Genomic DNA, 20,358 nt, shown 5'->3' with positions numbered 1-20,358 from the left:
TCTGCAAAGGGCTCCTTCCGTAAAACCTTCCGCGACCCACGGTCGTGAGCGTGCGCGCAGCCTCCCTAGGGTGGTCTCGTGCGCATCGCCACCTGGAACGTCAACTCCCTCCGCTCCCGCATCGACCGCGTCGAGGCGTTCGTGCAGCGCCACGACATCGACGTGCTCGCACTGCAGGAGACCAAGGCCCGCGAGGACCAGCTGCCGCTGATGGGGCTGCAGGCCCTCGGCTACGACATCGCGGTCGCCGGGCTCAACCAGTGGAACGGCGTCGCGCTGCTCTCCCGCGTCGGCCTGGACGACGTGCAGGTCGGCTTCGAAGGGATGCCGACGTGGGGCGACCCGGCGGCCGAGGAGGCCCGCGCGATCGCCGCGACCTGCGACGGCGTACGGATCTGGTCGCTCTACGTGCCGAACGGCCGCAAGCCCGACGACCCGCACTACGCCTACAAGCTCGACTGGCTCGCGAGCCTGCGCGAGAGCGCGCGTGGCTGGCTCGACACCCCGACCGCGATGGTCGGCGACTGGAACATCTGCCCGACCGACGACGACGTCTTCGACCCGGCGCAGTTCCAGAAGTCGACCCACGTCACACCGCCGGAGCGCGCCGCGTTCCAGGGCTTCCTCGACGACGGGTACGCCGAGGTGACCCGCGCGCACGCCCCCGGCTACACCTACTGGGACTACTACCGCCAGCGCTTCGAGCGCGACCGCGGGCTCAAGATCGACTTCGTGGTGGCGTCCCCGTCACTGGCCTCGCGGGTCACCGGCGCCTTCATCGACAAGGACGAGCGCGACCCGGCGCAGGGCACCGGCTCGCCGTCCGACCACGCACCGGTCGTCGTGGATCTCAGCTGACCGGCACCTGTTCCGGCGTCGCCGCCGGAGTCGGCACCCGCCGGATGGCGTACGACATCAGGCCCGCGACCGCACAGAGCCCGGCAGCGGCGTAGAACGCCGGGTCGTAGCCGCCGGTGACGTCGCGGACGACGCCCGCGCCGGTGGCGGCGACGGCCGCGCCGATCTGGTGGCTCGCGAAGACCCAGCCGAAGACGATCGGCCCGACCCCTCCCCCAAAGTGCTCGCGGCACAGCGCGACCGTCGGCGGCACGGTCGCCACCCAGTCGAGGCCGTAGACGATGATGAAGACCCACATGCTCGGCGCCACGTGCGGCGCCATCAGCGCCGGCAGCGTCATCAGGCCGACGCCCCGCAGGACGTAGTAGCCGACGAGCAGCAGCCGCGGGTCGACCTTGTCGGTGAGCCAGCCCGACGCGATCGTGCCGACGACGTCGAAGATGCCGACCACGGCGAGCAGTGACGCTGCCGTGGTGGCGGGCATCCCGTGGTCGTGCGCCGCCGGCACGAAGTGGGTGGCGATCAGGCCGTTGGTGGTCATCCCGCAGATCGCGAACCCGCCGGACAGCAGCCAGAACGTACGACTCCGCGCAGCATCGCGGAGCACCCCGAGCGCCCGGCCGGCGCTCGACCCGACCTGCTGGTGCGGCGGCGGCCCGGGGTCGGCGTCGGTGGCCCCGAGGGCCCGCAGACCCATGTCGGCCGGGTGGTTGCGCAGGAAGAGCAGGACCAGGGGGATGACGGCGAGGGACGCGAGGGCGGCCAGCAGCGCCGCCGTACGCCAGCCGTGGTTGGTGGCGAGCCATGCGACGACCGGCAGGAAGATCAGCTGGCCGGTGGCGTTGCCGGCGGTGAGGATGCCGCTGACCAGGCCGCGGCGGGCGACGAACCACCGGCTGGTGATGGTGGCGACGAAGGCCATCGACATCGAGCCGGTGCCCAGTCCGACCAGCAGGCCCCAGCACAGGATCAGCTGCCACGGCTCGGTCATGAACACCGTCAGGCCGCTGCCGACGGAGACCATGACGAGCGCGAACGTGACCACCGGACGCACCCCGAAGCGATCCATCAGGGCGGCGGCGAACGGGGACATCAGGCCGAAGAGCATGAGGTTGAGCGACACGGCGGACCCGATCAGGCCGTGCGACCAGCCGAACTCGTCGTGCAGCGGCTCGATCAGCACGCCGGGCACCGAGCGGAAGGCCGCGGCGCCGACGAGGGTCACGAAGGCCACGGCGGCGACGACCCACGCCCAGTGCAAGCCCTCAGGACGCTCGTCGTGTCCCGGGGAGGTGGGCGCGCCTGCGCTCGTCGTCGTCACCGGGCCAGCCTCTCGCACGCAGGGACTTCTAAACGAGTGGCAGAATTGTCAACATGTGCAAGGATTCGGCCATGCCTCCCGAGTCGTCCACACCGGTCCCGCACCGCGTCGTCGTGCTCGCGATCCCGCCGGTGATCGGCTACGACCTCACCATCCCGCCGCAGGTGCTCGGCGAGGCGTTCGACGAGGACGGCCACCCGCTCTACGACGTCCAGGTCGTGTCGCTCGACGGCGGTCCGGTGGCGGCCACCCGTGGCTACGCGATCGCCCCGTCGGCCGGCATCGAGGCGCTCGCCACGGCGCAGACCGTCATCGTCCCGGGCACCCAGATCGCCGGTCCGCGGCGCGAGGGCACGCTGCCCGACGACCTGCGTGCGGCGCTCGCGACAGTCCCGGCCGGGGCACGCTGGGTCTCGATCTGCACCGGCGCCTTCGTCCTCGCGGCCGCCGGGATCCTCGACGGCCACCGAGCCACGACGCACTGGAAGTACGCCGACGACTTCCGCCGCCTCTACCCCGCGGCGGCGGTCGATGAGGACGTCCTCTTCACCGACGACGGACGGGTGCTGACCTCGGCCGGGCTGAGCGCCGGCATCGACCTCTGCCTCCACCTCGTGCGCACCGACCACGGCACCGCGGTCGCGAACGCGGTCGCGCGGCACATGGTCGTCCCGCCGTGGCGCGACGGCGGGCAGGCGCAGTTCATCGAGCGGCAGGTGCCGCGGCGCTCGGACGAGTCGACGAGCGACGTACGTGCGTGGGCGCAGGCCCACCTCCACCAGCCGCTCGACGTGACCACGCTCGCGCGCCGGTCGTCGATGAGCGTGCGCACCTTCACCCGTCGCTTCCGCGAGGAGACCGGCCAGTCCCCCGGTGCCTGGGTCACCCAGCAGCGGGTCCGCCACGCGCAGCACCTGCTCGAGGCCACCGACCTGCCGGTCGACCAGGTCGCGACCCGTGCCGGGATGGGCACCGCCGCGTCGCTGCGCCAGCACCTCCGGACGAGCGTCGGCGTCTCGCCGTCGGCCTACCGGCGTACGTTCCGGGGCGCCTCGACCTCGGCGTAGTCCAGTGACCTCTGGCTGTCCGGCCGGGGTAGTCCAGTGACGGATGGCTGCGAACTTCGGTCCGCCACAGCCAATTCTCACTGGACTACCCCGGTCGGCCGCGAGGTCCCCCACGCTGTCGGTGGGCCCGGCCATGCTGGATCCATGGACACCTTCCCCCTGCTGCTCACCCTGGCGCTGGTCCTCGCCGTCGGCCTCGGTCTCGGCACCCTGATCGGCGTGCTGTGGTCGCGCAGCCGCCCCGAGGACGACGTCGCCGTGGCCGCGCTCCAGCAGCGCGTCGCCGACCACGCCGTCGTCCAGGACGGGCTCGAGCGCCTGCAGGACCAGCTCAGCGACCTCGCCCACGACCGGGTGGCGTGGCAGGCGCAGCTGCACCAGCAGGTGGCCGACGTTCGCCTCTCGACCGACACGCTCCGCCGCGAGACCAGCACGCTGGCCGCCGCCCTGCGCAAGCCGCAGGTGCGCGGGCAGTGGGGCGAGCTCCACCTGCGCCGCACGGTCGAGCTGGCCGGTCTGGTGGACCGCTGCGACTTCGCCGAGCAGGTGCGCCTCGACGACGGCCGGCTGCGGCCAGACCTCGTGGTGTCGCTGGCGGGCGGACGGACGATCGCCGTGGACGCGAAGGCCCCGCTGGCGGCGTTCCTCGACCTGACCGGCACCGACGACCCGGCCGAGCACGACGCCGCGATGGTCCGTCTCGGTGAGCACGTGCGCAAGCACGTGGCCGACCTCGGGTCGCGCCGCTACTGGGAGGCGCTGGCCGGGACGCCCGAGTTCGTCGTGCTGTTCCTGCCGGGCGAGGCCATCCTCCAGGCCGCACTGCAGGCGGTGCCCGACCTCGTCGAGCAGGCCGCCGCGCGCAACGTCGTGCTCGCGACGCCGTCCACCCTCATCGCGCTGCTGCGCACCGTCGCCCAGGGCTGGCAGCACGAGCTGCTCAACGCCCAGGCCCACGAGGTGCAGCGACTCGGCCAGGAGCTCCACGCCAGGCTCGGCTCGATGGCCGGCCACCTCGACCGGGTCGGACGGTCACTGGGCGCCAGCGTGGCGGCGTACAACCAGGCGATGGGCTCGCTCGAGGGACGCGTCCTGGTGTCCGCGCGGCGCTTCTCCGAGATGGGCGTGACGTCGGAGCCGCTGGAGGCTCCCCGCCAGGTCGAGGCGGTCCCGCGGTCCCCCGCCGCCCCCGAGCTGACCGTCCTCGACGGCGTTCCGACCGCCCTCGACGACCCGACGATCGACGAGCTGCTCGCCGAGCAGGCCACCCCGGAGCCGGTGGACCACCCGGCGCGCCGCGTGGAGGGTGCGTGAGGTGCGCCCTAGGTTGAGCCTCGTGAACCAGGCCGAGGCGTTCTGGGAGGTCGGGCGCGAGCCGGGCCGCCAGGTGGTGTCGCTCGGAGTCGCCGTCACCCTGACCGCGGTCAGCATCGATGTGCTGCTCGTCGGCCGGCTGTCGATCTTCTTCGACCTGTGCTTCATCGTGCTGTGCCTCGGCCTGGCCGCGCTCGTGCGCCGCCGCGACTTCTACCTGGTCGCGCTGCTGCCGCCGTTCCTGATGACGCTGGTCTTCGCCTTCGTCGCGCTGGTCGCCCGCGATGCGATCGCCGACCCGGCCGACAGCCTGCTGCAGGCGCTCGTCTCGGGGGTGGCCACGCACGGCGTCGCCCTCTTCCTCGGCTACGCCCTCTGCCTGGGCTGGCTCGCCTGGCGGCTGCACCGCGAGGGCGAGGCCGACATCGCGACCGAGCTCAGCCGCGAGCTGTCACGCCCGGCCTGAGCCGGATCCGGCTGGGGGTCACTCCTCGAAGCGCGACACGTCGCCCGCCCCGTGGCGTACGACGACGGGCTGGGCCTCCGACCAGTCGATCACCGAGGTGGGCTCGGCGGTGACCTCGCCCGACTCGACGACGATGTCGACGGAGTGGTCGAGGTCCTCCTTGATCTCCCAGCCCATGGTCCGCGCCTCGGTCTCGCCGGGCAGGATCAGGGTGCTGGTGAGGATCGGCTCGCCGAGCTCCTCGAGCAGCGCGCACACCAGCGCGTGGTCGGGGATCCGAACGCCGACCGTGCGCTTCTTGGGGTGCATCAGCCGCTTCGGGACCTCGCCGGTGGCCGGGAGGATGAAGGTGTACGGCCCGGGCGTCGCGGCCTTGATCGCACGGAACGCGTAGTTCTCCACGTGCACGAACTGCCCGAGCTGGGCGAAGTCCTTGCACATCAGCGTGAAGTGGTGGCGGTCGTCGAGCTCGCGGATCTTCAGGATCCGGTCACGCCCCGCTCGGTTGCCGAGCTGGGCGCCCAGCGCGTAGCCGGAGTCGGTCGGGTAGGCGATCAGCTCGTCGTTGCGGAGCGCGTCGACGACCTGGGTGACCAGCCGCGGCTGCGGGTTGTCGGGGTGGATGTCGACGAAGCGAGCCATCTCTCGGCCCCTCAGCCCTGCTGGGCGGCGCGGAGGTCGCGGCGCAGCTCGGGCGGAAGGGCGAAGATCAGCGACTCCTCGGCCGAGTGCACGGCCTTCGCGTCGGGGTAGCCACGCTCGGAGAGGAAGGCGAGCACGCCGTCGACGAGGTCCTCCGGCACCGACGCGCCGGAGGTCACCGACACGGTCTCGACGCCGTCGAGCCAGGCCTCGTCGATCTCGGTGTGGTCGTCCACGAGGTACGACGCCTTGGCGCCGGCCTCGAGGGCCACCTCGACCAGGCGGACCGAGTTGGAGGAGTTGCGCGAGCCCACCACGATCACCAGGTCCGCGGACGGCGAGATCTCCTTGACCGCGAGCTGGCGGTTCTGCGTGGCGTAGCAGATGTCGTCGCTCGGCGGGTCGAGCAGCAGCGGGAACTTCTCGCGGATCGCGGCGACCGTCTCCAGCGTCTCGTCGACGCTCAGCGTGGTCTGCGACAGCCAGGCGACCTTCGCGGGATCGCGTACGACGATCCCGGCCACGTCGGCCGGGCTCTGCACCAGCTGGATGTGGTCGGGCGCCTCGCCCGCGGTGCCCTCGACCTCCTCGTGCCCCTCGTGCCCGATGAGCAGGATGTCGTAGTCGTCGCTCGCGAAGCGGCGCGCCTCGTGGTGGACCTTGGTGACGAGCGGGCAGGTGGCGTCGATGGTCTTGAGCCCGCGCTCGGCGGCCTGCTCGTGCACCGCCGGGGAGACGCCATGGGCGGAGAAGACGACGGTGCGGCCCTCGGGGACCTCGTCGAGCTCCTCGACGAAGATCGCGCCGCGCGACTCGAGGTTCGCCACGACGTGCTTGTTGTGCACGATCTGCTTGCGGACGTAGACCGGCGCACCGTAGAGGTCGAGCGCCTTCTCGACGGTGATGACGGCACGGTCCACGCCGGCGCAGTAGCCGCGGGGGGCGGCGAGCAGCACGTTCTTGGCGCTCTCGGGGTCGAGGACCGGGGGCAGGCCGAGGTCTGTCATGGGCACAAGTCTACGGGCGTGTCCGTGCCCTCCCCTATCCTCGCCGCGTGCCCTCCCTCCGCGACGCGACGCTCGAGCAACCGGCGCCCGTGCGCGCGGTCGCCAACGCGGTCACGCAGTGGATCGACAAGCTCGGCAGCGTGTGGGTCGAGGGCCAGATCGCGCAGGTCAACCGGCGTCCGGGCGTCAACACGGTCTTCATGACGCTGCGCGACACCGTGGCCGACATCTCGGTCACGCTCACCTGCCAGCGATCACTCTTCGACTCGATGAATCCACCCCTCGTCGAGGGCGCGAGCGTCGTGGTCCACGCGCGGCCGAGCTTCTACCCCAACCGCGGCTCGTTCTCGCTCGCCGCCCGCGAGATCCGGATGGTCGGCCTCGGCGAGCTGCTCGCCCGGATGGAGCGCCGGCGCCAGCTGCTGGCCGCCGAGGGCCTCTTCGCGCCCGAGCTCAAGCGCGACCTGCCCTTCCTGCCCGGTCGCGTCGGCCTGGTGACCGCGCCCAACAGCGCCGCGGAGCGCGACGTGCTGGAGAACGCCCGGCGCCGCTGGCCAGCGGTGCAGTTCGAGGTGGCCTACGCCGCCATGCAGGGCACCCGCTCGGCCGCCGAGGTGATGGAGGCGCTCGACAGGCTCGAGCGCAACCCCGACGTGGACGTCATCGTCGTCGCCCGCGGCGGCGGCTCGATCGAGGACCTGCTGCCCTTCTCCGACGAGGCCCTGATCCGCGCCGTGCACGGCATGCGCACTCCCGTCGTCTCCGCCATCGGCCACGAGCCCGACCAGCCCCTGCTCGACCTCGTCGCCGACGTCCGCGCCTCGACACCGACCGACGCCGCGAAGCTCGTCGTGCCCGACATGGCCGAGGAGGCCCACGGCGTGACGTGGGCGCGTGACCGCCTGCGCCAGGTGATCCGGCAACGCATCGCCCGCGAGCAGGAGTGGCTCGGGCAGGTGCGCTCCCGACCGGCGATGGCCGACCCGCGCAACCTGCTCACCGCGCGGACCGATGAGCTCGACGAGCTGCTGGCGCGTGCCCGTCGTACGCTCTCGCACCGCCTCGACCGCGCCGCCGACGACATCGGCCACCAGCGCGCCCGCGCCCAGGCGCTGTCGCCGCTCGCGACGCTGCAACGTGGGTACGCCGTCCTGCAGGACGCCCACGGGCACGTCGTCACCTCCGTCGCGGAGGCGGCGGTCGGTGCCGTGGTGTCCGTGCGGGTCGCCGACGGCCGGATCCACGCCACGACGGACCGCATCGAAAAAGCATCCCTGGTCGGAGAGGACCCCCATGCCTGACGCAGCCACCCCCCAGCAGCTCAGCTACGAAGAGGCCCGCGAGGAGCTCATCGAGGTGGTGCGCACCCTCGAGGCCGGCGGCACGACCCTCGAGGAGTCGCTCGCGCTGTGGGAGCGCGGCGAGGCGCTGGCGAAGGTCTGCCAGGAATGGCTCGACGGAGCGCGCAAGCGGCTCGACGAGGCCATCGGCCCCGACGCCGACTGACCGCTGGTCGAGGAGGGACGAAGTCCCGTCACGAGACCGGTCAGCGCGTGAGCAGCCCGAGGTAGGCCTCGATGTCGGCGATGGGAGCCGAGCCGTAGACGAGCACCGCCTCGTCCCCCACCTCGGTCGACCACCCGTGGTCGCCGCCCGAGTCCGACCAGGTCTGCCAGGTGTCGGTGATCTCGGAGTCGACGCTCGCGTCGTCGCCGGCCTCGGCCTTCTCATCGACGTACTGCTCGACGAGCGCGTCGACCGACGCGTCCTGCTGGCGGATGCCGACGAAGTCGCCCTCGTCGGTGAGCACCCCGAGGCCCCAGCGCGGATCGTCGCCGGCCCGCAGGTCGACGCTGGTCGCGACCCACCCGGCCGGGAGCTCGCGGGGGCGGACGACCTGCAGTCCCGCCTGGTCGGCGAGCTCGACGCTCTCCTGCCAGTCGACCGGGACCGGGGTGTCGTCGGTGTCGGTGCGGAACAGTCCCCGCCACGCCACGAAGGCCACCACGAAGAGCACGGTGACGATCAGGGCGCCGGTCATGCCGCCGAAGGAGCGGTTGTACCTGCTCGGCTGCCCTCCCTGCCCACTCACGTGACCCATCCTCCCAGTCACCCCCAGCCCCTGTAACGCCGGGTTAGTTGCTGTACCCACCCCCGAGGAACCTGGTGGGTACAAGCACTAACCCGGCGTTACAGCGGGACTGGCCGACGGCTGCGTGTTCCGCAGGAACGGCGACCACAGGCGCAAACACCCGCACGTGCGGCATACTTTCCCCGTGATCACGTACCGACTCGCGGAAGCAGCGGAGATCCTGGCGGTCAGCGACGACACCGTACGCCGCTGGGTCGACACCGGGCGCCTCCCGTCCCAGCGCACCGAGGGCCGCGCGACCGTCTCGGGGGCCGACCTCGCGGAGTTCGCCGAGCACCTGGTCGAGTCGGGCGAGGTCGCGGAGCGAGACCGCACCCGCGCCAGGACGGTCAGCGCGCGCAACCGGATGAGCGGGATCGTCACGCGGGTCAAGCGCGACCACGTGATGGCCCAGGTCGAGATGATCTGCGGCCCCTACCGGGTCGTGTCGCTGATGAGCAGCGACGCGGCGGACGAGCTCGGCCTCGAGCCGGGCGTACGCGCCATCGCGAGCGTCAAGTCCACCAACGTCGTCGTGGAGGTCCCGAAGTGAGGCGCCACCTGGCCGCCCTCGTCCTCGCCCTGCCGCTGGCCGCCTGCGCGGGTGACGACGGGGGCGCGACAGACCGGCTCACGGTGCTCGCCGCCGCGTCGCTGACAGACGTGTTCGAGGAGCTGGCGACCGGCTTCGAGGAGGAGCACGACGTCGACGTGACGTTCTCCTTCGGATCAAGCACCGACCTCGCGGAACAGGTGGCCGACGGCGCGCCGGGCGACGTCCTGGCCACGGCCGACGAGACCTCGATGGGCCTGGCGGAGAACGCGGGCGTCACCGGGGAGGTCGAGACCTTCGCCACCAACGTCCTGACGATCGTCGTCCCGGCCGACAACCCCGCCGGCATCGAGTCCCTCGACGACCTCGAGGGGTCGACGTGGGTGCGCTGCGCCGACGAGGTGCCCTGCGGCAAGGTCGCGCTGGCCGTCCTCGACGCCACCGGCATCACCGCGGAGCCCGCGAGCCTCGAGGAGGACGTCCGCGCCACCCTGGACAAGGTCGTCTCGGGTGAGGCCGACGCCGGCCTGGTCTACGCGAGCGACGCCGTGGCCGTGGGCGACGACGTCGAGGCGGTCGAGATCCCGGGGGCCAACGACGCCCTCACGTCCTACTACGCCACGACGCTGGACCAGTCGGAGAACCCCGACCTGGCCGCAGACTGGGTCGAGTGGGTGACGTCGGACGAGGGTCGGACGATCCTCGCGGACGCCGGCTTCGGCAGCCCATGAGGAGCTGGCCGTGAGGGACCGGCTCGGCAGGCCGCCCGCACTCCTGATGGTGCCGGCGGCCCTGGCCGCACTGCTCCTCCTCGTCCCGCTGGTGGCGATGGTCGCCAGCACGAGCTGGGCCGACCTCCCCGGCCACCTCACGTCGGAGGTCGCGCTCGATGCGCTCCGGCTCTCGCTCGTCACCTCGACCGTCGCGATCGTGTTCTGCCTGCTGCTCGGCCTGCCGCTGGCGTGGCTGCTCGCCCGGGTCGACTTCCGCGGACGCGGCGCCCTGCGCGCGCTGGTCACGGTGCCGCTCGTGCTCCCGCCGGTGGTCGCCGGCATCGCCCTGCGCAGCGCCTTCGGCCGCACCGGCCTGCTCGGCGAGCCGCTGCTCGACTGGACGGGGTTCGCGTTCCCCTTCACGACGTACGGCGTGGTGCTGGCGCACGTGTTCGTCTCGATGCCCTTCGTGGTGATCGCCATCGAGGGCGCCCTGCGGTCCGCGGATCCGAGGTACGACGACGCCGCCGCCACGCTCGGCGCCACCCGCTGGACGACGTTCCGACGGGTCACCGTGCCGCTCGCGCTGCCCGGCGTCGTCGCCGGGACCGTGCTGGGCTGGGCACGCTCCCTCGGCGAGTTCGGCGCGACGATCACCTTCAACGGCAACTACCCCGGCACCACCCAGACGATGCCGACGCTGATCTACGTCACCCGGCAGGCCGACCAGGACGCCGCGCTCTCGCTGAGCCTGGTGATGCTGGTCGTCTCCATCGGCGTGCTCATCGCGCTGCGCGACCACTGGCTGGGCACGCCGTGACCGCCCAGCTCGTGGCCGACCTCGAGGTGGCCGACCGGGTGCGGGCAGCCTTCACCGCCGAGCCCGGCGAGGTGCTGGCGGTCATCGGTCCCAACGGCGCCGGCAAGAGCAGCCTGCTCCACGCGATCGCGGGGCTCGTCGACGTACGCGGTTCGGCGCGGCTCGGCGGCACCGAGCTGCTCGCCACGCCCGTCCGCGAGCGTCGGGTGGGGCTGGTCTTCCAGGGCCAGCTGCTCTTCCCCCACCTCACCGCGCTCGACAACGTCGCGTTCGGCCGTCGCTCGCGGGGGGAGGACCGTCGCCGGGCGGAGGCCGTCGCCCGTGACTGGCTGGAGCGCTTCGGCATCGCCGAGCTCGCCGACCGCAAGCCGCGCGAGCTGTCCGGCGGCCAGGCCCAGCGCGTCGCCATCGCCCGTGCCCTGGCCACCGACCCCGACGTCCTCCTGCTCGACGAGCCCTTCACCGGTCTCGACGTCTCCGTGCAGATGGCGCTGCGCATCGAGCTCGGCCGGCACCTGCGCGACTTCCCGGGCATCGCGCTGCTCGTCACCCACGACGCGATCGACGCGCTCACCCTCGCCGACCGGGTGCTGGTCCTCGACGGCGGCCGGGTGGCGCAGGTCGGCCCGCCGGCCGAGGTCGCCGCCGAGCCGCGCACACCGCACGTCGCCCGGCTCGTCGGGCTCAACCTCGTGCCCGACGGTGACGACCTGATCTCGTTCACCCCCGACGCGGTGACGGTGTCGCTGGCCGAGCCCGAGGGTTCGTCACGGCTGCGCTGGCGCGGCCCGATCGCGACCCTCGCGCCGCACGGCGACGCCGTACGACTCCTGGTGCACGCCTCCCCCGACCTGCTCGCCGACGTGACACCGGCGGCCGCCACCGAGCTCGAGCTGGTGCCCGGCCAGGAGGTCTGGCTGTCGGCCAAGGCGACGGCCGTCAGCCGGTACGGGGCGCGGGAAGCGGGCCGTTAACCTGTGCGCCATGAGCGCCCCGCAGCCCGAACGCAACCTCGCCCTCGAGCTCGTACGCGTCACCGAGGCCGCGGCCATGGCTGCCGGCCGGTGGGTCGGTCGCGGCGACAAGAACGACGCGGACGGCGTCGCGGTCGAGGCGATGCGCTACATGATCGCCACCGTCGAGATGCGCGGCACGGTGGTGATCGGCGAGGGCGAGAAGGACAACGCGCCGATGCTCTTCAACGGCGAGGAGGTCGGCGACGGCACGGGGCCGGAGTGCGACGTCGCCGTGGACCCGATCGACGGCACCACCCTCACCGCCAAGGGCATGAGCAACGCGGTCTCGGTGCTCGCCGTGTCGCCACGCGGCTCGATGTACGACCCCAGCGCCGTCTTCTACATGGACAAGCTTGCCACCGGGCCGGAGGCCGCCGACCACGTCGACATCCGGCTGCCGGTGAAGGAGAACATCGCCCGCGTCGCCAAGGCCAAGGGCCTCTCGATCCACGACGTCACGGTCGTCCTGCTCGACCGCCCGCGCCACGCGAGGCTCGTGGAGGAGATCCGCGAGACCGGGGCGCGCATCAAGTACATCACCGACGGTGACGTCGCCGGCGCGATCATGGCGGCCCGGCCCGACACCGGTGTCGACCTGATGCTCGGCGTCGGCGGCACCCCCGAGGGCATCATCACGGCCTGTGCGATGAAGTGCATCGGCGGCAAGATCCAGGGCCAGCTGTGGCCGCAGGACGACGACGAGCGGCAGCGCGCGCTCGACGCCGGCCACAACCTCGACCGCGACTTCGTGCTGGGCACCGACGACCTCGTGACCGGCGACGACGCGTTCTTCGTGGCCACCGGGATCACCGACGGCGAGCTGATGCGGGGCGTGCGCTACCGGGGCGACCACGTCGTGACGCACTCGCTGGTGATGCGCTCGCGCAGCGGCACGGTCCGCTCGATCACCGCCGAGCACCAGCTCTCGAAGCTACGCAATCTCTCCACGATCGACTTCGACAACTGACGCGACCACTGGGCGCAGCGCCGCCGACACGACAGCGATGACGGCGGGGTCGAACGCCATGCCCACGTGGGACGAGCGCACCTCGACGGCCCGGGCGACCGGGTCGATGCAGGCCCGCCAGTCGACGATGCCGTCGCGCCGGGAGTAGATCGCGGTGAAGTCGACGTCGGCCGGCAGCTCGGCGCGGGCCTGGGCGAAGCTCTCCTGGGCACAGTGCCCGGCGACGCAGTCCTCGGCCATCACGTTGCGCACGCCGGCGCGGTTGAGCCGCACCAGCAGGTCGACGCTGCGGGCCAGCGACATGTGGTGGGCCCCGGGTGCGAGCATCGGGCTGCCCATCGTGACGATGCCGGCGACCAGGTCGGGGCGACGGGCCGCGACGCCGCGGGCGAGCATCCCGCCGAGGCTGTGCCCGACGATCCGCACGCGCGAGCCGCGGCGCTGGGTGATCTCCTCCAGCCGCTCCTCGAGCTGCGTCGCCGCGGTGAGCGTGCACCCGATGTTGGCGCGGATGTCAGCGCGATAGGTGCGGAAGCCCTGGTGGCGCAGCGACCTGCTCATCGGGCCCAGCGAGGAGTCGCCGGCCATGAAGCCCGGCACGAGCAGCACCGGCTCGCTCGTCCGGACGGGGCGCGAGCCATAGGGCGTACGACGTCGCGCACCGCGCGCGGTGAAGGCCTGCACGGCGTACCGACCGGCCTCGGTGAGGACCGATCCCTCGCGCAGCACGGCCGCCGCGGAGGGCTGCGAAAAGCCCTCCGGCGTCAGGAATGCCGCCATTGTGCGCTGGGTCACAGTCATCGAACCTAGCCCAGACCCCTTGTGGAATGGGGGACATCCCCCACATTCCGTTTTCCCGGAGGCCCTTGTCGTGTTCACTGGAGCCATGCCCACTCGTCGAGACACCACCGAGGCGCCCGTCGGCTCCGACGAGCTCGTCGCGCCCGTCGGCAACGAGGTCGAGCTGTGCTACCAGACCTTCGGCGACCCCGCGGACGAGCCGCTGCTGCTCGTGATGGGCCTCGGTGGACCGATGACGTGGTGGGACACCGAGCTCTGCGTGATGCTCGCGGACGCGGGTTTCTACGTCGTGCGCTACGACAACCGCGACACCGGCCGCTCCACGCGGATCCGCGCGCGGGTCAAGCGCAACCACCTCGTCCGGGCCTTCGGCGGCGGCAAGGTCAAGGCGCCCTACAGCATGGGCGACCTCGCCGGCGATGCCGTCGCGCTGATGGACCACCTCGGCCTCGAGTCGGCGCACGTCGCCGGCATCTCGATGGGCGGAATGATCGCGCAGACCGTCGCGGTCGAGCACCCGAAGCGGGTGCGGTCGCTGACGAGCATCATGTCGACGACCGGGAAGCGCTCCGTGGGATGGCAGGACCCGCGCCTGATCCCGGCGCTCATCGCTCCGCGCAAGCCGGGCCGCGAGTCCTACGTCACCACCAGCGTCGCCCTATGGGACGTCATCGGCTCCCCCGGCTACCCCGCCGACCGTGACCGGCTCACCGTCCGTGCCGGCGAGACCTTCGACCGCGGCTACAGCGCCAGCGGCGTGATGCGCCAGATGATGGCGATCCTCCAGCAGCCCGACCGCACCCAACGGCTGCGCAGCCTCCGCGTCCCGGCGCTCGTCGTGCACGGGATGGCCGACAAGATGGTGCACGTCAGCGGCGGCCGGTCCACCGCGGCCGCGATCCCCGGCGCCGAGCTCGTGCTGATCGACGGGATGGGCCACGACCTGCCCCCCGCGCTCTTCGAGACGCTCGTCGAGGCGATCGTGCGGACGGCCGACCGGGCTTCGTGATCCCCGGCTGACCGGCTCTCGCTGAACTTGTCAGGCCTTGCACGGGCCGACATGTTCAGTGACCCCCGGCTGACCGGGGATCACTGGAAGAAGGTCACACCCGCCGGGCGCCGGCCTCGGCGGAGGCGGTGAAGAGCGACGGCTCGCCGAAGCCCGCGTCGGCGAAGGCACGGCGTACGGCGTCGCCCGCCGCCTCGACGTCGCCCTCGGGCAGCAGCCCGATCACGCAGCCGCCGAACCCGCCGCCGGTCATCCGCGCGCCGAGCGCGCCGGCCGACAGCAGCGCGTCGACCGCCGTGTCGACCTCGGGCACGGTGATCCGGAAGTCGTCGCGCATCGAGCGGTGCGAGGCGGTCAGGGCCTGGCCGATGTCGGGCAGCCGGCCCTCGTCCAGCAGGCGGGCGACGGCGAGGACGCGCTCGTCCTCGGTCACCACGTGGCGGACGTAGCGACGCAGCTCGTCGTCGTCGAGCCGGCCGAGCGCGTCGGCGAGGCCCTCGCCCGACACGTCGCGCAGCGCGGGGACACCCAGGATCCGGGCGGCCTCCTCGCAGCCCCGCCGGCGAGCGCCGTACTCGCCGTCGGAGTGCTTGTGCGGCGCCCTGGTGTCGGCGACGAGGACGGACAGCCCGTGTCCGGCGAGGTCGAGCGGGACGGGGCGCGTGTCGTGGCTCCGCATGTCGCACAGCAGCACGTGACCGGCCTCGCCGCGCAGGCTCACGAGCTGGTCCATGCCTCCGGTCGGCGCACCGACGGCGTCGTTCTCGACGTCCCGGGTCAGCGCGAAGACAGCGTCGTCGTCGAGGTCGAGCCCGAGGTGGTCGCCCACCGCGCGCACCACGGAGCAGACCAGGGCGGCCGACGACGAGAGCCCGGCTCCCGTCGGCACGTCGGAGTCCACCGTGACCTCGAGCGGCGGCACGTCGATCCCCCGGTCGGTGAGCAGCCAGAGCGCGCCCAGCACGTAGCGCGTCCACTCCGGCACGGCGTCGGCCCCGGCCAGCCCCGAGCGGCGTACGACGACGGGCTCGGGCTCCTGCGCGGACCGGACCGACCAGTCCTGCGCCGCTTGCGACACCGTCGCCGTGCACCCCACCGCGAGCGCGAAGGGCAGCACGAAACCGTCGTTGTAGTCAGTGTGCTCGCCGATCAGGTTGATGCGTCCGGGCGCGAACCAGCTCGTCACAACAAGGCCGTCCGTTCGATGTTCATGGGGGTGAGACGCGGTTGCCAAACCCTAGCGGCACCCGCTAGACCAGTGGTCCACGTCACACAGGAGGAGAGCGCATGGAAACCCGATCATCGACCGGGTCCCGGCTGCGCCCCAGGTCCCGACGCGCGGCAGGATCTGTGGCCGCACTGGCGCTCGCCAGCAGCCTCCTGGCTGCGTGCGGTGGGGACGGTGGCAAGCCGGAGCTCGTCTGGTACATCAACCCCGACAGCGGTGGGCAGGACGCCGTCGCCGAAAAGTGCTCGACCGACGACTACACGATCTCGACCCAGGTCCTGCCGCAGGACGCCGGCCAGCAGCGCATCCAGCTCGCCCGTCGGCTCGCGGCCAAGGACCCCTCGATCGACCTCATGTCGATCGACCCGCCGTTCACGGCAGAGTTCGCCGACGCGGGCTTCCTCGCCGAGGTGCCGCAGGACGCCAAGACGCAGCTCGAGGAGCAGGGCACGTTCAAGGGCGCCCTGGACGCGGCCACGTGGAACGACCAGCTGGTCGTCTTCCCGTTCTGGTCCAACACCCAGGTCCTCTGGTACCGCAAGTCCTTCGTCGACAAGGCCGGCATCGACATGTCGCAGCCGGTGACGTGGGACCAGATCATCGACGCCGCCAGCGAGAACGACGGCAAGGTGGCCGTGCAGGCCAACAAGTACGAGGGCTACGTCGTGTGGATCAACGCCCTCGTCGAGGGTGCCGGCGGCACGATCCTGGAGAACCCCGAAGAGGGTGTCGACGCCGACATCACCCTCGGCGACGAGGCCGGCAAGCAGGCCGCGGGCATCATCGAGAAGCTCGCCACCTCCGAGGCCGCACCCGCGGACCTGAGCGTCTCCAACGAAGGCACCGCGGGTTCGACCTTCGGGTCCGACCAGGGCTCCTTCCTGGTCAACTGGACCTACATCTTCAAGAACTACGACGAGACCGCGCCCGACGTCGCCGAGGACATCGGCTACACCCGCTACCCGCAGACGGTCGAGGGCGAGGAGTCCCGCCCGCCCTACGGCGGCATCGGGATCGGCGTCAGCGCCTACTCCGACGAGCAGGAGCTCGCGCTCGAGGCGGCGCAGTGCCTGGTCAGCCCGGAGAGCCAGGGCATCAACGCCGACCTGACCGGCAACATGCCGGCCAGCACGCAGGGATACGACTACCCGAAGCTGAAGGAGCAGTACCCCGCCGACCTCCTGGAGCTCTTCCAGACCAGCGTCGACGCAGCTGCCCCGCGCACCGTGACTCCCTACTGGAGCGACGTGTCGGGATCGATCCAGAACATCTGGCACCCGCCGCGGTCGGTCAACGACGACACACCCGGGCGGTCCACCACGTTCATCGAGGACGTCCTGAAGGGCGGTGACCTGCTGTGACCGCGACCGTGGCCCCCGAGAAGGACGTGACCAAGTCGGGCAAGTCGGGCAAGTCGGCGAAGAAGCCGGCCAGCGACCGCAGCTCCGCCGAGAACAAGCTGGGGCTCAAGCTCGTCGCGCCGGCTGTCGTGCTGATGCTGCTCGTCACCGCCTACCCGATGCTCCAGGCGCTCTACCTGTCGCTCTTCCGCTACCGGCTCACCGCACCCGACGACCGGGCGTTCGTCGGCGTCGACAACTACTTGACGATCCTGAGCGACGACCAGTTCTGGTTGAGCACCGGCACCACGGTGCTGATCATGGTCGTCACCGTCGCCGTCGAGCTCGTCATCGGCTTCGCGTTCGCGATGGTGATGCACCGCATCGTCTTCGCCCGCGGACTGATGCGGACGTCGATCCTGATCCCCTACGGCATCATCACGGTCGTCTCGGCCTTCGCCTGGCAGTTCGCGTTCTCGCTCAACAACGGCTTCGTCAACGCGTGGTTCAACTGGCTGCCGTGGATCGCCGAGGACACCAACTGGTTCGGCGACTACTGGCACGCGATGTTCGCGATCATGGTCTCGGAGATCTGGAAGACCACGCCGTTCATGGCGCTGCTGCTGCTCGCCGGCCTGGCCCAGGTCAGCGAGGACATGCTCGAGGCCGCCAAGGTCGACGGCGCCACGTGGACCCAGCGGCTGACGAAGGTGATCCTCCCGAACATGCGGGCGGCCATCATGGTCGCGGTGCTCTTCCGCGCGCTCGACGCCTACCGCATCTTCGACAACATCTTCGTGATGACCAAGGGAGCTGAGGGAACGCAGTCGATCTCGTTCCTCACCTACCGCCAGGTCATCGAGCAGATGCAGCTGGGCCTCGGCTCAGCGATGTCCGTGCTGCTGTTCCTGTCCGTGCTGCTCCTGGCATGGCTGATCGTGAAGCTGTTCCGGGTCGACCTGGCCCAGGCGAGGGGTGAAGGCTGATGGCAGGCAACACGAGCGGCAAGACCGCTGTCGGCACCTGGATCGGGTTCGCCCTGATCATGCTCTGGTGCCTGTTCCCGGTGGCGTGGATCATCTCGCTGTCGTTCAAGTCCGAGGGCGAGACAGCTGCGGGCAGCGCACAGTTCCTGCCCAAGGAGCCGACCTTCGACAACTACAAGGCGATCATCGACAACCCCGACTTCACCCGGGCGCTGATCAACTCGTTCGGCATCGCGCTGATCGCGACGCTGCTGTCGGTCATCTTCGCCACCCTGGCGGCGTACGCCATCGCCCGGCTGGAGTTCAAGGGCAAGCGGCTCGTGCTCTCCCTCGCCCTCGCGATCGCGATGTTCCCCGTGGTCGCGCTCGTCGGACCGCTCTTCGACATGTGGACCACGTTCGGGCTCTTCAACACCTGGCCCGGCCTGATCATCCCCTACATGTCGTTCACGCTGCCGCTGGCGATCTGGACCCTGTCCGCCTTCTTCCGGGAGATCCCGTGGGAGATGGAGCAGGCCGCCCAGGTCGACGGCGCCACGTCGTGGCAGGCATTCCGCAAGGTCATCGTCCCGCTCGCCGCACCCGGCGTGTTCACGGCGGCGATCCTGACCTTCTTCTTCGCGTGGAACGAGTTCGTGCTCGCGATCTCGTTGACCTCCACGACGTCCTCGCGGACGGTGCCGGCGCAGATGTCGTTCTTCGTCGGACCCGACCCGTTCAACCCGCCGTACGCGCAGCTCGCGACGGCGTCGGTCATCGTCACGTTGCCGGTGATCGTCATCGTCCTGCTGTTCCAGCGCAAGATCGTCGCCGGCCTCACCTCCGGCGCAGTGAAGGGGTGATCAGCTCATGGCTGCCATCGAGATGAAGAACATCGTCAAGAAGTACGGCGACGGGTTCCCGGCCGTCAACGACGTGAGCATCGACGTGGAGGACGGCGAGTTCCTCATCCTCGTCGGCCCGTCCGGGTGTGGGAAGTCGACGCTCCTGCGCATGATCGTGGGGCTCGAGGACATCACCGACGGCGACATGATGATCGGCGGCAAGAAGGTCAACGACCTCGCGCCACGCGACCGCAACCTGTCGATGGTGTTCCAGAACTACGCGCTCTACCCCCACCTGACCGTCTACGAGAACATCGCGTTCCCACTGCGCCTGGCCAACAAGCCGGACTCCGAGGTCGACGAGAAGGTGCGCGAGGCGTCGAAGACGCTGGAGCTCGACGAGCACCTCGAGCGCAAGCCCGGCAACCTGTCCGGCGGCCAGCGCCAGCGCGTCGCGATGGGTCGTGCGATCGTGCGCGACGCCGAGGCGTTCCTCTTCGACGAGCCGCTCTCCAACCTCGACGCCAAGCTCCGCGGCCAGATGCGCACGGAGATCTCGCGGCTGCAGAAGCGCCTCGGCATCACCACGGTCTACGTCACGCACGACCAGACCGAGGCGATGACGCTGGGCGACCGGGTGGCCGTGCTCAAGCGCGGTGTGCTGCAGCAGCACGCCACGCCGCGCGAGCTCTACGAGAACCCTGCCAACCTCTTCGTCGCCGGCTTCATCGGCTCCCCGCCGATGAACTTCCTGCCCGCGAAGGTCGACGGCAACAAGGTCGAGCTCCCCTTCGGCACGCTGACGATCCCCGAGGACAAGGCCGCGAAGGCCCAGGGCAAGGGACTGCTCATCGCCGGCATCCGTCCCGACCACTTCGAGGACGCGAGCGTGATGGACGCCGACAAGGTCTCCGACGAGGCCACCTTCAACGCGACGGTCGACGTCGTGGAGTGGCTCGGCAACGAGGCCTACGCCTACATCCCGTTCGAGGCCCCGCCCGAGGTGCGCGAGCAGCTCACCCAGCTGGAGAAGGACCTCGACGGCGAGTCGATGCGCACCCAGCTGGTGATCTCGCTCGACGGCGCCAGCCGGATCAAGGAGGGCGACGACGCGACGATCTGGGTCGACGCGCGCAAGATCCACCTCTTCGACCCCTCGACCGGCGAGAACCTCACGATGGACGCCGACAACGCCGGGATCGTCCCCGGAGCGGCCGAGGCACTCGCCAAGGCCGAGGAGGTCGGCAAGGAGCAGGACGCGGTCGACCCCCACGCGGCCACCACCTGATAGACGG

22 protein-coding genes are annotated in these 20,358 nt (G+C 71.1%); 16 read left to right on the top strand and 6 right to left on the bottom strand.

Going from position 1 to position 20,358, the window contains the following annotated elements; all coding sequences use genetic code 11:
* Window positions 1-78 precede the first annotated feature (78 nt).
* On the top strand, window positions 79-858 hold the full coding sequence (locus EUA06_RS07175) for an exodeoxyribonuclease III (RefSeq protein ID WP_129474313.1): 780 nt from the start codon (window positions 79-81) through the stop codon (window positions 856-858).
* Here EUA06_RS07175 and EUA06_RS07170 read toward each other — a convergent pair.
* Window positions 851-2,179 (bottom strand): MFS transporter, encoded by a 1,329-nt coding sequence (locus EUA06_RS07170; RefSeq protein ID WP_207208240.1) that lies wholly within the window; start codon window positions 2,177-2,179, stop codon window positions 851-853. The genes EUA06_RS07175 and EUA06_RS07170 overlap by 8 nt on opposite strands.
* A 71-nt stretch (window positions 2,180-2,250) precedes the next feature.
* Between EUA06_RS07170 and EUA06_RS07165 the strand changes: the two genes are divergently transcribed.
* The 3 genes from EUA06_RS07165 (at window position 2,251) to EUA06_RS07155 (ending at window position 5,026) form a co-directional block, all read left to right on the top strand.
* On the top strand, window positions 2,251-3,246 hold the full coding sequence (locus EUA06_RS07165) for a GlxA family transcriptional regulator (protein WP_129474312.1): 996 nt from the start codon (window positions 2,251-2,253) through the stop codon (window positions 3,244-3,246).
* 144 nt (window positions 3,247-3,390) lie between these two features.
* Entirely contained in the window at window positions 3,391-4,560 is a 1,170-nt protein-coding gene (locus tag EUA06_RS07160) for a DNA recombination protein RmuC (RefSeq protein WP_129474311.1), read from the top strand.
* A 22-nt stretch (window positions 4,561-4,582) separates the two neighbouring features.
* Complete coding sequence (locus EUA06_RS07155; RefSeq protein WP_129474310.1) at window positions 4,583-5,026, top strand: DUF6542 domain-containing protein; 444 nt, start codon at window positions 4,583-4,585, stop codon at window positions 5,024-5,026.
* Window positions 5,027-5,044: 18 nt separating this feature from the next.
* Here EUA06_RS07155 and EUA06_RS07150 read toward each other — a convergent pair whose 3' ends face one another.
* Together EUA06_RS07150 and EUA06_RS07145 are read right to left on the bottom strand one after the other, a co-directional pair.
* Window positions 5,045-5,668, bottom strand: a complete 624-nt coding sequence (locus EUA06_RS07150; RefSeq protein ID WP_129474309.1) for an L-threonylcarbamoyladenylate synthase — start codon at window positions 5,666-5,668, stop codon at window positions 5,045-5,047.
* Between the two features lie 11 nt (window positions 5,669-5,679).
* The gene (locus EUA06_RS07145) at window positions 5,680-6,675 is read right to left on the bottom strand and encodes a 4-hydroxy-3-methylbut-2-enyl diphosphate reductase (RefSeq protein ID WP_129474308.1); all 996 of its coding nucleotides are present in this window, start codon (window positions 6,673-6,675) and stop codon (window positions 5,680-5,682) included.
* Between the two features lie 47 nt (window positions 6,676-6,722).
* Here EUA06_RS07145 and xseA point away from each other — a divergent pair, with 47 nt between their 5' ends.
* Window positions 6,723-7,976, top strand: coding sequence for an exodeoxyribonuclease VII large subunit (gene xseA / locus EUA06_RS07140; RefSeq protein ID WP_129474307.1), 1,254 nt, complete (start codon window positions 6,723-6,725; stop codon window positions 7,974-7,976).
* Entirely contained in the window at window positions 7,969-8,181 is a 213-nt protein-coding gene (locus tag EUA06_RS07135; protein ID WP_129474306.1) for an exodeoxyribonuclease VII small subunit, read from the top strand. The genes xseA and EUA06_RS07135 overlap by 8 nt, the downstream gene beginning before the upstream one ends.
* Window positions 8,182-8,221: 40 nt before the next feature.
* Here EUA06_RS07135 and EUA06_RS07130 read toward each other — a convergent pair whose 3' ends face one another.
* On the bottom strand, window positions 8,222-8,767 hold the full coding sequence (locus EUA06_RS07130) for a DUF4245 domain-containing protein (protein ID WP_165354294.1): 546 nt from the start codon (window positions 8,765-8,767) through the stop codon (window positions 8,222-8,224).
* A gap of 184 nt (window positions 8,768-8,951) precedes the next feature.
* Here EUA06_RS07130 and EUA06_RS07125 point away from each other — a divergent pair, with 184 nt between their 5' ends.
* From EUA06_RS07125 to glpX, 5 genes are read left to right on the top strand one after another with little or no spacing between them, the layout of a single operon-like run.
* Entirely contained in the window at window positions 8,952-9,359 is a 408-nt protein-coding gene (locus tag EUA06_RS07125) for a TOBE domain-containing protein (protein ID WP_129474304.1), read from the top strand.
* The gene (gene modA, locus EUA06_RS07120) at window positions 9,356-10,090 is read left to right on the top strand and encodes a molybdate ABC transporter substrate-binding protein (protein ID WP_129474303.1); all 735 of its coding nucleotides are present in this window, start codon (window positions 9,356-9,358) and stop codon (window positions 10,088-10,090) included. Before EUA06_RS07125 ends, modA begins: the two co-directional genes overlap by 4 nt.
* A 10-nt stretch (window positions 10,091-10,100) precedes the next feature.
* The gene (locus tag EUA06_RS07115) at window positions 10,101-10,892 is read left to right on the top strand and encodes an ABC transporter permease (RefSeq protein ID WP_242498003.1); all 792 of its coding nucleotides are present in this window, start codon (window positions 10,101-10,103) and stop codon (window positions 10,890-10,892) included.
* Entirely contained in the window at window positions 10,889-11,866 is a 978-nt protein-coding gene (locus EUA06_RS07110; RefSeq protein ID WP_129474302.1) for a sulfate/molybdate ABC transporter ATP-binding protein, read from the top strand. The genes EUA06_RS07115 and EUA06_RS07110 overlap by 4 nt, the downstream gene beginning before the upstream one ends.
* A 10-nt stretch (window positions 11,867-11,876) precedes the next feature.
* The gene (gene glpX / locus EUA06_RS07105) at window positions 11,877-12,875 is read left to right on the top strand and encodes a class II fructose-bisphosphatase (RefSeq protein WP_129474301.1); all 999 of its coding nucleotides are present in this window, start codon (window positions 11,877-11,879) and stop codon (window positions 12,873-12,875) included.
* Here the strand turns inward: glpX and EUA06_RS07100 are convergent.
* Window positions 12,840-13,670, bottom strand: coding sequence for an alpha/beta fold hydrolase (locus EUA06_RS07100; protein ID WP_165354293.1), 831 nt, complete (start codon window positions 13,668-13,670; stop codon window positions 12,840-12,842). The two genes, glpX and EUA06_RS07100, sit on opposite strands and share 36 nt — an antisense overlap.
* A gap of 91 nt (window positions 13,671-13,761) precedes the next feature.
* On the opposite strand from EUA06_RS07100, the gene EUA06_RS07095 reads away from it, so the two are divergent.
* Window positions 13,762-14,685: an alpha/beta fold hydrolase gene (locus EUA06_RS07095; protein ID WP_129474299.1), complete on the top strand. Its 924-nt coding sequence runs from the start codon at window positions 13,762-13,764 to the stop codon at window positions 14,683-14,685.
* A 94-nt stretch (window positions 14,686-14,779) separates the two neighbouring features.
* On the opposite strand, the gene galK is transcribed toward EUA06_RS07095, so the two are convergent.
* Window positions 14,780-15,871, bottom strand: a complete 1,092-nt coding sequence (galK, locus tag EUA06_RS07090) for a galactokinase (RefSeq protein ID WP_207208239.1) — start codon at window positions 15,869-15,871, stop codon at window positions 14,780-14,782.
* A gap of 101 nt (window positions 15,872-15,972) precedes the next feature.
* Here galK and EUA06_RS07085 point away from each other — a divergent pair, with 101 nt between their 5' ends.
* The 4 genes from EUA06_RS07085 to EUA06_RS07070 are packed head-to-tail and all read left to right on the top strand — an operon-like array spanning window position 15,973 to window position 20,351.
* Window positions 15,973-17,274 (top strand): extracellular solute-binding protein, encoded by a 1,302-nt coding sequence (locus EUA06_RS07085; protein WP_129474297.1) that lies wholly within the window; start codon window positions 15,973-15,975, stop codon window positions 17,272-17,274.
* Complete coding sequence (locus tag EUA06_RS07080) at window positions 17,271-18,239, top strand: carbohydrate ABC transporter permease (RefSeq protein WP_242498002.1); 969 nt, start codon at window positions 17,271-17,273, stop codon at window positions 18,237-18,239. The genes EUA06_RS07085 and EUA06_RS07080 overlap by 4 nt, the downstream gene beginning before the upstream one ends.
* A complete protein-coding gene (locus EUA06_RS07075) occupies window positions 18,239-19,081 on the top strand; it encodes a carbohydrate ABC transporter permease (protein ID WP_129474296.1) in 843 nt (280 codons plus the stop codon). Before EUA06_RS07080 ends, EUA06_RS07075 begins: the two co-directional genes overlap by 1 nt.
* A 7-nt stretch (window positions 19,082-19,088) precedes the next feature.
* Window positions 19,089-20,351: an ABC transporter ATP-binding protein gene (locus EUA06_RS07070; RefSeq protein ID WP_129474295.1), complete on the top strand. Its 1,263-nt coding sequence runs from the start codon at window positions 19,089-19,091 to the stop codon at window positions 20,349-20,351.
* Window positions 20,352-20,358: the final 7 nt, after the last annotated feature.

This window comes from Nocardioides glacieisoli, from assembly GCF_004137245.1.
GTDB classification, from domain to species: domain Bacteria; phylum Actinomycetota; class Actinomycetes; order Propionibacteriales; family Nocardioidaceae; genus Nocardioides; species Nocardioides glacieisoli.
Note: the sequence above shows the minus strand (reverse complement) of the source record. Positions and strands in the feature narration are given on the sequence as shown.